This window comes from Pedobacter chitinilyticus, from assembly GCF_003313385.1.
Lineage (GTDB): Bacteria > Bacteroidota > Bacteroidia > Sphingobacteriales > Sphingobacteriaceae > Pedobacter > Pedobacter chitinilyticus.
This window is the reverse complement of sequence record NZ_QMHN01000001.1, coordinates 160,075-172,005: the sequence shown is the minus strand read 5'-3', so window position 1 is coordinate 172,005 and position 11,931 is coordinate 160,075. Positions and strand designations below refer to the sequence as shown.

The window sequence follows — 11,931 nt, the reverse complement described above, 5'->3', positions numbered from 1 at the left end:
TTCGGTAGCGAAGGAACTCTTTAAGTAATGGTTATTTGTTTAATCGTTTAACTGGTTAACTGTTCATTGCTTTGCTACATCGTCATCTCGACTTTATGGAGAGATCTTTGGACTTTGCTACCCACCATGCCTGTTATCCTTGCTTCGTTTAGAGATTTACTTCATAGCTGCTTCGCGGTCCTCTTATCGTCGGAATGACAAATAAAGCGTACCAAGAACAACCCCTAACAACAGCATTTGAAAAATATTTTCAATTTGTGAAATCCAAAAGCTTCTCGTTTCCGTACATACTCCAAAACAACCTTTTAATCAACCCATTAAAACCCTTTGTTATGGAAAACCTAAAAGAGAACCAAGGAACATCCCCTAAAGAAACCGACATTTTAGACGCCAGGCTTGAGCGGAGAGCCTTTTTGCAATATGCTGGGGCAGGTGCAGCCGTAATGGCATTAGTTGCCGCTGGCTGTAAAAAAGACCGAAGCCCAAGTATGTCCTTTGGCGCTACCTTAGATTTTAAAGACGATATAGGTGTATTGAACTACGCTTATGCTCTTGAGCAGCTGGAGGCTGCATTTTACATTCAAGTTGCGACTAACCCTCCATCTAGCTTTACCACTGCACAAAAAAACTATTTCCAAGATGTGCAGTTCCATGAAATTGCGCACCGTGAGTTTTTCAAGAAAGTATTGGGAACTTCTGCCATCGGTAGTTTAGACGTGGATTTTTCTTCGATCAACTTTAGCGATGGTGCAAGTGTACTTGCTGCTGCCAAAACTTTCGAGGATTTAGGGGTAGCTGCTTACAACGGTGCTGGGGTACGATTAAAAACTGATGCTTATTTAGTGGTGGCAGGTCAAATTGTTTCTGTAGAAGCCAGACACGCCGCTTGGGTAAGAGACCAAATCAGTAACGGTAGCTTTGCCGATCTATCCAGCTTAACCTCTTTGGGTGCCAACGTTTCTGGTGGATTAGATGCTGCCTTAACGCCCGACAAAGTGTTAGCTGCCGCTAGCAAATACATCAAAACCAAAATTAATGTCATCAACCTTTAACCTTTAAAACCTAGAAATTATGAACATTTTAAGCATATTAGACGAGATTGAGAAAGTTGACGGTGAGATTTATGAAAGAATAAATCCGAGAAGAAAAGCCATGCAGGATTTTTTCCATATCGGAAAGAAAATCTCTTTAGCGGCCATGCCTTTGGCTTTGGGTTCTTTGTTCAACAAAGCTTATGGACAAGCCACCCCAACGGCGGTAAACGAGGTGTTAAACTTTGCCCTTACTTTAGAATATTTGGAATATCATTTTTACAATCATGCCCTAGTGGCAGCCCCAGGTTTAATTCCTGCAGGAGCGCCAACCGCAGCCATTACCACCATTAGAGATCATGAAAAGGCCCACGTTGATTTATTAAAAGGTGCTTTAGGCTCTGCAGCCAGAACACCGCTTGAATACGCCAATTTTGATTTTACCGCTGGCGGTACTTTTAGTACGGTTTACTCTGATTACGTGACCTTTTTAAAGGTAGCTACCGCTTTTGAAGATACAGGTGTACGTGCCTACAAAGGGCAAGCACCAGTATTAAAAGGTAATGCCGTGTTGACTACCGCTTTACAAATTCACTCGGTAGAAGCCAGACATGCCTCGCACTTGCGTCAAATGTTGGCCGCAAATGGTGCTACTGGATTAAAACCTTGGATCAGTTTAGGTGCTGGTGGCGTTTCTAACGATACGGGTATTGCCGCGGTTGATCCTGTATATGCTCGTGAAAACACCACTTTACAAGCAGGGGTTGAAATTATGGGCATTAATGGTACCGCCGTTACCAAAGCTGCCGCAGCCGAATCTTTTGATGAGTTTTTAACCAAAGCGGAAGTGGTAACCATTGCCAACCTTTTCTTAAAAACAGGCTTTAAGCTTTAACACACTAATAGGAACGAACCTCTTTCACCATCCCCTTACCCTGCCCCGAAAAGGAAGCGTAAGGGGATTTTTTTTTACTCTCGCTGCCAAGAACAACATAGGTAAAAGTCAACATTTATTTTTAAGGCAAACCAAGCCTTTCAAAACCTCATAAAATAGATATCTTTGAAAAAGACTTATATTTCAAACATCAAGCATGAAAACACGCGCTCCTTTTTTCTTACTTATCGCCTATTTGATTTTTACCAGTTTCATTTTCAAAAACGACGGCATTGATATTTGGACCAAACAGACTACCGTTCATCAAGCCATTGCATTCGAAAAATCTTTAAATAAAGAACTTAACCTAATTTCAATGAATGTTTCCGTTTCTGAGAGCATTTATCCTTTAGTGAATAAGTACGACCTAGCCAACCCTGTGATAGTTAAACGTGAACAGGCGGGTTTTCTGCCGCTTCATGCCGAATATTTCTTTTCTAAATCAGATTCTGTAATCAGGTTCATTAGTTATAATTGGGAGAGAGAAAGCTTCGGCAATTTTTTCAAGAAGCAAGAAATGTGGAAAGAAGAAAGTGGAAAGCTGAAAGCATATAACGCGGAATATGAAAAAATTAAATCGGCCCTAATTGTGAAGCTTGGAAAGCCTAATGCCGAAGATCTTGAACCACAAATCACAAAATCAGATTCAGGAAGAGGTGATTACTTTACCAGAAAGACAATTTGGGAAAATGACAAATATCATGCTAAATTAACCATGATTTTCGAGTCGATGACCTATAGAATTAGATGGAACTACTATTGGAAAAACTAATTTACTGACATTACTTAATCAATAATCACATTAGTACCTTGTTCTGTTAGTTTTTGCAGACCATCTTTCATGGCTTGCACCTGTTCGGGCGTATGCGGCAACCAAGTGGCTACTTCGCCAATTACCCTAAAGGGATGTACCGAACGGTAGGACATGGTGGGGTTCCCTGGAAATTTCTTATCCGTTACATTGGTATCATTTTCTATCTCCCCTGTTGCTTCTACCAAATAAATTCTTGGTCGGCCATTGCCCAAAGCCAATTCAGCCCCCCAAATGGCTGCCGTAATGGTGGCTGCTACATATACATGGCTCAGCTTCCTGTCGGCATAATTGCATTGAAACCCTGGCGAAATCAAATCACCCATTTGAAGGTCTGCTTTGGTGCCGTGAAAAAAGGTTTGGCTAAAAGGGTTGTGGGTAAGTTGGGTTTGGTCTTTCATTGATGTTGATTTTATGATCAGATTTAACTTCGTTCATTTTCAAGGTTGCTATCGTCGAAATGACGGTACGGGATTAGACTTACGAAGTTTCTAAAACATCCTAAATCTACATGCTATATTACCATAAAAAATAACAAAGCATTGTCCCTAGCCTAAAACTTATTTCAATAGCTCCTTTAATGTTGCATGGAGCTGCTCACCTTTTAAATCCTTCGCCAAAACTTTTCCTTCTGGCGAGATCAAAAGGTTTGCGGGAATGGTGGTGATGCCATAAAGCTGGTGCGCGGCATTTTGGCTTCCCTTTAAGTCCGAAAGCTGTGGCCAGTTCAGGTGATCTTCCTGAATGGCCTTTAGCCATTTATCCCTATCCTTCGCTTCATCAATGGAAATGCTCAATACCATAAAGTTCTTGCTTTTATATTGCGCATAAGCGGCCAACACATTGGGGTTTTCGGCCCTGTAAGGCCCACACCATGAAGCCCAAAAATCAAGCAGCACATACTTCCCTTTGTAATCTGTTAACTGATGTATTTTCCCTAAAGTATCGGGCTGTGCAAAATTTGGCGCCAGCATGCCAATGCTTATTTTCTTTCCCAAGCTAATCCTTTCGGCTACAAACTTGCCCATCTCGCTTGTTTTTAAGGCTACAGGTAACTTCACATAAGCCGCTTCCACTTGCTTAAGCCTTTTGGTATCTTTCACCAGCTCATCCAAAGTCACCAAACTCACTAACGACGAAGGCTGCTGCTCCACAAATTTGAATTTTGCCTCCGTTAGCGCATCTAATACCGACAGAAACTCACGTGTGACACGAGATACGTAGGCACTGTCTTTTTTCTGCGCTGCGTTAAGTTCCGTAGGGTCTTGCATGGCCGACAGTCGGTCTAAAATGGGCATCAGCATCTTATTCAGTTTGGCAAAATCTTCATTCACCGCGGTACCCGAAGACTTGCTATGCTTGAGGGTATCTGGCGACTTCAACGCAATGTTCCCCTTTTCCAGATACACGTGGGTCATATCATAAATAATATTGGCAAATGCTGGGTTTTGATTGCGATAAACACTGGCCCTAATAGGCCCTTTTACTACGCCCGAAAAAACAAAGGTCTTATTTTTAACCTGCACCGAATCTCTGATCCATTGCTTACCGCTTTTATAAGAAAGGAAAATTTTGTCTCCGTCTTTATATTTTTCGCCGTAGCCTTTCAATACAAACGGCTCTTGTGCCAAAGTAGCTAGCGAAAAATGGATCAACAGCACTAATAATAGTAGTCTCGTCATGTTAAAAGATTTGTCCGTATTAAATTTCTAACTAATGTTAAACAAAAGACCATAAAGATAAGTGGAATGTTGCACCAATGATTGGGATGAGGGTAAGTTTTATTTTTTAGGGATGCATCTCATATTAAACCATGTGTATCAATTAGATAACATCATTATTTTTTTTCACACAGAGAATATCTTTGATATATTTATTTGTATATTTATTTAACATTAACCTCTTTATATATGAATCTTCAAAAGATTGGCCAATATCTGCGACAAACCTGGCCGTTGTGGGTAATAATCCTTGCACTTACTGTTCTGCAACTCAACAGTGTTTATAACCGTCCAAAAACCATCGACATTTCTGATCCAGAGTTCGTCTCTTATAAAATAAATAAAAATGACCTAAAGGCGTTTCAACAATTGGAAATTAAGGGGCTTCAACAAGCTCAAAATGATGACTTACTACGTTTAAGTGAGGCATTGAGTGCAACCTCCTCATGTTATGAAAACCTAGATGCAATTGCGGACAAGGATAAAGACGACTATATCAAATTGGAAATCAAGTATACAACTCCTTCAAATGATAAGTTCAAGATTTTCACGATGAACATCAATGATCAAGAATACAAACCATGCATTGCCAGCGATAAACTTACAATGTCCGCCTATACGAAAATTAAACGATCACAGACAATACTAAACCTAAATTCCGTTGTACGTTCTAGTCAGGGCGATTATGAATATACATTGACGATCAAAGCTTTCAGAGCTACCGGCAATAAAGAGGAAATCGGCAGCTTTACAAAGACCCAAACACTCAAAGAACCATTTAAGGCAGATCCTTTTTCGGGTCAACTAATTATTAAAACTCGTGAAAACAAAAATAACGCTGCTGTCATTGCTAACAGCCCTCAGTCTTAGTTCTAGTGCTCAAACAGTTTTTGAAGACGCAAGTGGAGAATCTATTCTGATCAAGAACGATGCGCTTAAAGACTGGTTTAACATCAGGATCAATACCGCTTCGGAATCCTTTACGCTTTCTTATATTGGGACCAAAGCCTTAGATAATAAGAATATCAAAAATTCAACGACCGAAAAAATCAGTCGTACAAGCATGATGGGCTTTGATCTCAAGCTTAAGGTGAAAGATGGGATCGGCAGCATCTACAAACAAGGAAAACTGAACACGGGAATTTCTGGCACCTTTATTTGGGGTATTCAAAAGGAAAATTTCGACACCCAAACTTCCATTAATACTAAACCTCGTAGTTTTTACCTAAAAGCAGGTCTTAGTTACGACAAGTATACCATGTTGGATACGCTGAATTTCTCAAAAACTGAATTGAAAAAACTACAGCCCTATGCATCGGTTAACAAAAATTGCTTCAATACATTGAAAACTTCCAACGGAAATCCCTATTATACTCTTACAGGTATTTCGGTTGGTTACAAAATGACCAACAATACCGAAGATCTTGATGATGGTATAGGTTCATCCCTCATTGGCACTTCCACAAATTATTCGGTAGGTAAGCAGAATACTGGAAAATTGGGTGACTACCGTACCTATCATAGTTTTCCAGTAAGGTTTGACTATGGAGTTCTGCCACGTATGTTTGGTAAAAATATCCTCGGAATAAATGCCTATGCTCGTGCAGGCCTAAATGAACCTGAAACACCCATTAATTTGGGCACGGGTATATTTTTCTCCAAGAACAATGAACCTACCAATGTGGTTGGTGGATTTGGCTGGCAGTTTAATAACGTATTCAACAAAAGTCTAATGGCAAACTCTTCGGTATTTGTGTATATAGGGTATACCATCCAGTAGACAATCATTTTTTTGTTTTAACTCTACTTAGTTGGTAAAGCACTAATAAGTGAGTTCGTAGTTAAACGAATTTTCGAGCCTGTTGTCATAAAAGTCCTGCACTTTTACCAAATCCCCTTTTTCGTTATAGCTAAATACCTTTCTATAAACCATTGTACCTGCAACTACTCCCGCTCGCCATAGCGGCAGTGCATCAGTATGTTTGTAACTGGTAATTGCTCGTTCCTTTCCCACAACGTCATCCTCGCGTATGCGGGGATCTTAAAGCGTTTTTAATTTTTCTTTCTATAGCATTAAGATACCCAATCGAGTTGGGTATGACGATAGCATGGTACGCTCTCGCCCTCTTAGGAAGTTAAACTTCGTCAGTCTAATGCAAGCAAAAAAGAGTACCCTTTAGGTACTCTTTAATTTTCAGTAGATATCCGTTGGCTTAGTATTTGAAAACGACCTCTAGTGCCGACGACATCGATGCGATATGATCTTTCACCGATGTAACCTGTTTTTCCAACCGTCTGTTGGCAATGGTATAGTCAATTACATATTCTTTTTCTAAGATGCTTTGGCCATTCTCTAGCTTAAAAATCTTAAACGACGACGGCAATCTATGTCTGCTAGCCAGGTGCTGAAGAATGGGAAGATTATACAAGGGGGCTAAGGTGCCAATTTCCATTTCCATAAACCAAAGTGGATCGAAGTCGAACTCATCAGAATATTGATCAATTTTGATGAGGCGCTGGTTTCCAAACTGATCTACAATAGTTATTTCCGAAACCAGCGTTGACACATACTGATAATTAGTTGTTGAACGTAAGGTGGCACCAGCAGCATTTTCATTATAAAATTTGAGCGAGGTCAATTGCAAAAAGTTATTGTAGCCGAACCTTTGCGACTGATAAACCCTTGCCGTTTGCGCATCGCCAATAATCCTTTCCATTTTGGCTATTTTACGGGAAGTGGGATCATAATCAAAACTGTTAAAAGCTAGTGATTGCGTGGAGGCGACAAATGCAATACCATTCCATCCATGGCCAAAGCTTCGTTTCTCCGAAATCCCTGGACGCTGGTAAACAATTTCGGCAAGCGTACCGTCGCCATTATAGTTTAATGTGGCGGTATGCCCTAAGGCAGGCCATTCCATTTCCTTTAAGGGTAAGCTTGCTAAAAGGTTGCTTTTTGTTTCTTGGTTGTTGGCCTGTTCTGCCTTTTTACATCCGCCAGCCATCAATAGCAATAGCAGGATGGGATAAGTTAATTTTCTTTTCATTGAGTTACATTTTAGTGCCGTATTTATTTCGCGGCTAGCTATTTTACGTGGCTTTGCTGCTGTACGCTACAAACGTCGACCGAGGTATGGTTTTCGTCGACGAGCGCACCTTGATCCTGCTGCCGATCAATTTTTTTCTCCATAACGGCAATGTCCCTATCTTGGTAAAAAATACGTTTGGTTAACTGCCAATGCTGGTTGCGGTAAAAGGATTCGGCTGTATGGGTAAACAGATGAAGTTTTTCTATTTTGCGTTTCAAGGCTTCTTGTTCTAATTGGGCGCATAATATGGCGCCTATGCCTTTACCACGAAACTCGGGTCTTACATAAACCAATGCCAACCAATAATCATATACCGCAAGGGTAGCATCAATGGCAAACACGCTTACTTTGCGATGGATGCCGCCCGTAGCTACGGGTTCGCCATTGATGGCAAGGAGGCCATGGAAAAGCTCATCATCAAGATGGCTGATCATTTCGGAAACCTTTGCTTCGGGGATCGACCATTGTTCCTCATACCAACTTGCCACCAGTTTAATCAAATGGCTTTCGTTACTGGAAATGATATGAAAATCTAATTCATCTGTTTTGTTCATGGTGCGTCCCAATGGTTAAGTAAATGGTAAAAGGCAACTATTTACATCCAGCTTTGCTGCATTAGCGTACCTTATACCTAAACTCCGCTTCAATCAATACTTCTTTACCCCAACAATAGGTGCCATTGGGTTGCTTTTCACGTGTTCGCATAAACCCTTGTATATCGCCTTTCACCAATCCGTTTTTATTTTCGATGACGACAATATCACCTTTGGTATACAAATCGCCAGCAGGTAAACATTCGGTGTAAGTAGAGGAATAGTAATTACCAAGGTTGTAAGAAAAAGTCACCTGCGTTTCGGGACCAAATACATATTTGCCAAAGGTATTATTTGGTGCTTGGAAACTAATTCGAGTACCATTATGGCTATAAAAGGTCACTTGCATGGGATTTCCAGACGTAATGGCAATACCATTGGTACCGAACGTATTCGTTGGGGGATCACCGTTTATACTGGCATAACAATATGATTCTGCCAGCCTATCTACATAAATGATCAAACTTTGATCACCCAAAAATCCCCCTATGTTCATCACCGCTTCAATCCCCGTCACCCTTTGGTAAGGAGGATAGTTGGCAGGTGCCGTAAAGATACCCGAACCACCAGAACCAGTCACCGTACCACGATCTTCCGTGCCACCAGTACCATATAGTCGCCATTCTTTAACAAAGCTTGCCCCAACCTCTCCAGTAGGTGCCAACAGGTCATCATTATCCTCGCCTGAGGGTGTGGTAGGCCAATGATTGACGGTTAGTGTGGTACTCTCCCCTTTTTCCAGTCTTTTCTTTCCTGTTATTTCGATGTAGTATAATGGAATAGACGACCAGTCGCTAAAATGTTTGGTTTTGACGGTGATGGTTTGTTGACTCATATCCATCGTGGCGTTTTTAACCACATGCCAATAGCCGTGCTTATCTTGATAAATGGGGCGAATGGTTTTGGTAGCATAATAGTTTTCGTAGTTGAAAGGCATCACAATTTGCACCTCTTTTTGGAACTGCACATCCTCTGGCAAAAAGCGGTAAGTGGCGCTTGATACCGCATTAGAAGGTAGCGTGCTTTTAACTTCCTGTACACTAAACTTGGTATCTTTATCTACTGCACCTGGGGGCACAATTAATTTAAGCTGGCTGTTGGGTACCGAAAGTGTACCGCCTGTTGCACCAATCACCAAGGTGTTAGCGGTTCCAACCGTTTCGCCATGTTTTGTTTTTACGGCGCCAGGAATCTCTATCTCCTGATCAGGTACGGGTTCAACTTTCTTTTTTTTACAGGCGTTAAGGCAAAGCCCTATACACAGCAGGGCCAAGTAGTTTTTCATCTTTCTCATATTAATCACTTAAGCGATAAGCTATTTTATCAAGTGCAAATTTGAAAAAGGCCGTACCCGCGTACCATCATCACCGACAGAAACAAGCTATTGATCGACCGATGACAGGAAAGTAAAGGTTAAACGCACCTTGCCTGTCATTACGAGTATAACGAGGACCGCGAAGCAGCTACGAAGTAAATCTCCAGTAGAGGTACCCATGAGATCCTTCGCTCCCGAAGTGTCGGGACAGGTAACGCTCTGGATGCGCCTTATTTGTCATTCCGACGATAGGAGGAATCTCCAAGTAGAGCAGCTACGGAGTAAATCTCCAGTAGAAGTACCCATGAGATCCTTCGCTACCGAAGTGTCGGGACAGGTAACGCTCTGGATGCGCCTTATTTGTCATTCCGACGATAGGAGGAATCTCCAAGTAGAGCAGCTACGGAGTAAATCTCCAGTAGAAGTACCCATGAGATCCTTCGCTACCGAAGTGTCGGGACAGGTAACGCTCTGGATGCGCCTTATTTGTCATTCCGACGATAGGAGGAATCTCCAAATGGAGCAGCTACGAAGTAAATCTTCAATTGCAACAGTCTTAAAACGTTTTTAATTTTTCTTTCTATTGCATTACGATACCCAATCGAGTTGGGGATGACGATAGCATTGCACATTCCTTCCCAAGTACACGCTCGCCCTGTTCTCAGGGTTAAACTTCGTCAGTCTTTATCCTAATAAGTGAGTTCGTAGCTAAACGAATTTTCGAGCCTGTTGTCATAAAAGTCCTGCACTTTTACCAAATCCCCTTTTTCGTTATAGCTAAATACCTTTCTATAAACCATTGTACCTGCAACTACTCCCGCTCGCCATAGGGGCAGTGCATCAGGAAAAAACTCATTTGAATTGAAACGGATCGTAATTTCCTTCAAACGGTCGCCCTCATAAATAAAAGTGGCTTGCTTAAAGGCGGTGTCCAACTTTGCTTGGCAAGTCGCAATTCGGCCTTTGGCATCGTAGCTGTACGAAAAATGGTAGTTCCGCTTTTTGGAAATCTCTTCCCGATAGGTTTTCTCCACCACCTTCCCATTTTTCCATACATACAGCGTGGTTTTCATTAAGGTAGTTTCTTTAGGATTGATAAAGTACTCCTTCGACTCGATCAAATTCCCATCCGCGTCGTAACGATACGCCATTCGCTTTTTCGCTACAGAACCCGCCAATTGGCTGCTCATTTCTACCAGCAATTTCCCCTGGTATCGGTAGTTTCTTTGTATAGACATTCTGCCCACCGAAAAATCCCTTCGTTGCAACAGCTTGCCAGCAGCATCATAATTGAACTGGGCACCTTGGCTACCTACCGTATCGCCATTGGCACGGTAATCCATGTTATCAAACCGCAAGGGTACTCCTGGGGAACGGTAAGTGGTTTTACTGGTCCAAACGGTTTTGTTCTTTAATCGCAACGAACGCCAGCTCCAGGTCTTACCGTCCTTACTGTTCACATAGGTCGTGATCGATTCTGGCTTTCCATTGTCAAAGCCTTTTTGATAAGTCTTACGTCCCTCCCCGTCAAAACGTTCAATGTAGAGGGTGTCGCGACCATTTTTAAAGGTTACCCTTTGCTTCCAAGCCTTATTCACCACGACTTGAGGGTACACCTGTGTAGGGTCAATTTCTAATTTGTCTTCTAGGTTTTGATAGCTTTGCTGCGCTCGAACGGTATAGGATATCATCAACAGCGAGCATACGGAGAGAATCTTCAGCGATTTTAACATCCTCCAAGATAGGGATTATTTGAGAGATTATGCCTTGCACCTTGCCTGTCATTTCGAGGTTACTCCAGGTCCGCTTATTTGTCATTCCGACGATAGGAGGACCGCGAAGCAGCTACGAAGTAAATCTCCAAGTGGAACAGCTACGAAGTAAATCTCCCGCAGAAGCACGAATGAGATCCTTCGCTCCCGAAGTGTCGGGACAGGTAACGCTCTGGATGACAGCGTGCACGCTAGATACGCAACTGAACAGTTAACCAGTTAAACAATTAAACAAATAACCATTAAAGAGATCCCTCGCTCCCGAAGTGTCGGGACAGGTAACGCTCTGGATGACAGGCATGGCGGTTAACCAGTTAACCAATTAAACAAATAACCAATTAAACAAATAACCATTCACGCGCTACACACCCAAGTTGTAAGCAAAAAAAATATCAATAAAACCTTGACAATAAATTACTTAATTAATAAATTAGTTTTAATAATCATTTTACCAAATGAAAAACTCTCAAATCAAACTAACAGCATCAGTAGCTGATGACTGCCCTAAAACCCTAGCTCCCATCAAGGGAATGGATAGGTTCAAACCAGTGCTTTTACCCAAATGCGTCGACTGCTTTAAAATGGTACACCTAGCGTACATTGCCCTAGCCTATTAAAGCGTTGCTTGTTTAAAAATTCACGGCCAATGGTGCCCCCTGTGGAAA

13 protein-coding genes are annotated in these 11,931 nt (G+C 41.7%); 6 read left to right on the top strand and 7 right to left on the bottom strand.

Annotated features, from left to right (window positions below; genetic code table 11):
- Positions 1-332 precede the first annotated feature (332 nt).
- The 3 genes from DUT70_RS00700 to DUT70_RS00690 all read left to right on the top strand — a co-directional run bounded on the left by DUT70_RS00700 (position 333) and on the right by DUT70_RS00690 (position 2,737).
- The gene (locus DUT70_RS00700) at positions 333-1,052 is read left to right on the top strand and encodes a ferritin-like domain-containing protein (protein WP_113646516.1); all 720 of its coding nucleotides are present in this window, start codon (positions 333-335) and stop codon (positions 1,050-1,052) included.
- A 19-nt stretch (positions 1,053-1,071) separates the two neighbouring features.
- Entirely contained in the window at positions 1,072-1,926 is an 855-nt protein-coding gene (locus DUT70_RS00695) for a ferritin-like domain-containing protein (protein WP_113645361.1), read from the top strand.
- A gap of 196 nt (positions 1,927-2,122) precedes the next feature.
- Positions 2,123-2,737 (top strand): hypothetical protein, encoded by a 615-nt coding sequence (locus DUT70_RS00690; RefSeq protein ID WP_113645359.1) that lies wholly within the window; start codon positions 2,123-2,125, stop codon positions 2,735-2,737.
- A gap of 14 nt (positions 2,738-2,751) precedes the next feature.
- On the opposite strand, the gene arr is transcribed toward DUT70_RS00690, so the two are convergent.
- Together arr and DUT70_RS00680 are read right to left on the bottom strand one after the other, a co-directional pair.
- A complete protein-coding gene (gene arr / locus DUT70_RS00685; RefSeq protein WP_113645357.1) occupies positions 2,752-3,177 on the bottom strand; it encodes an NAD(+)--rifampin ADP-ribosyltransferase in 426 nt (141 codons plus the stop codon).
- 159 nt (positions 3,178-3,336) lie between these two features.
- Entirely contained in the window at positions 3,337-4,458 is a 1,122-nt protein-coding gene (locus tag DUT70_RS00680; RefSeq protein ID WP_113645356.1) for a TlpA disulfide reductase family protein, read from the bottom strand.
- A gap of 228 nt (positions 4,459-4,686) precedes the next feature.
- On the opposite strand from DUT70_RS00680, the gene DUT70_RS00675 reads away from it, so the two are divergent.
- Positions 4,687-5,367 carry a hypothetical protein gene (locus DUT70_RS00675; protein WP_113645354.1) on the top strand — a complete coding sequence of 227 codons (681 nt, stop codon included), beginning with the start codon at positions 4,687-4,689 and terminating at the stop codon, positions 5,365-5,367.
- Positions 5,318-6,277 carry a hypothetical protein gene (locus DUT70_RS00670; RefSeq protein ID WP_128353264.1) on the top strand — a complete coding sequence of 320 codons (960 nt, stop codon included), beginning with the start codon at positions 5,318-5,320 and terminating at the stop codon, positions 6,275-6,277. The genes DUT70_RS00675 and DUT70_RS00670 overlap by 50 nt, the downstream gene beginning before the upstream one ends.
- Positions 6,278-6,319: 42 nt before the next feature.
- On the opposite strand, the gene DUT70_RS00665 is transcribed toward DUT70_RS00670, so the two are convergent.
- The 5 genes from DUT70_RS00665 to DUT70_RS00645 all read right to left on the bottom strand — a co-directional run bounded on the left by DUT70_RS00665 (position 6,320) and on the right by DUT70_RS00645 (position 11,227).
- On the bottom strand, positions 6,320-6,511 hold the full coding sequence (locus DUT70_RS00665; RefSeq protein ID WP_113645350.1) for a hypothetical protein: 192 nt from the start codon (positions 6,509-6,511) through the stop codon (positions 6,320-6,322).
- 199 nt (positions 6,512-6,710) lie between these two features.
- Positions 6,711-7,544: a hypothetical protein gene (locus tag DUT70_RS00660; RefSeq protein ID WP_113645348.1), complete on the bottom strand. Its 834-nt coding sequence runs from the start codon at positions 7,542-7,544 to the stop codon at positions 6,711-6,713.
- A gap of 38 nt (positions 7,545-7,582) precedes the next feature.
- Positions 7,583-8,140: a GNAT family N-acetyltransferase gene (locus DUT70_RS00655; protein WP_113645346.1), complete on the bottom strand. Its 558-nt coding sequence runs from the start codon at positions 8,138-8,140 to the stop codon at positions 7,583-7,585.
- 61 nt (positions 8,141-8,201) lie between these two features.
- Complete coding sequence (locus tag DUT70_RS00650) at positions 8,202-9,473, bottom strand: hypothetical protein (protein ID WP_113645345.1); 1,272 nt, start codon at positions 9,471-9,473, stop codon at positions 8,202-8,204.
- Positions 9,474-10,183: 710 nt separating this feature from the next.
- Positions 10,184-11,227, bottom strand: coding sequence for an RHS repeat domain-containing protein (locus DUT70_RS00645; protein ID WP_128353263.1), 1,044 nt, complete (start codon positions 11,225-11,227; stop codon positions 10,184-10,186).
- 494 nt (positions 11,228-11,721) lie between these two features.
- Between DUT70_RS00645 and DUT70_RS21255 the strand changes: the two genes are divergently transcribed.
- Entirely contained in the window at positions 11,722-11,883 is a 162-nt protein-coding gene (locus DUT70_RS21255) for a hypothetical protein (protein ID WP_205529705.1), read from the top strand.
- Positions 11,884-11,931: the final 48 nt, after the last annotated feature.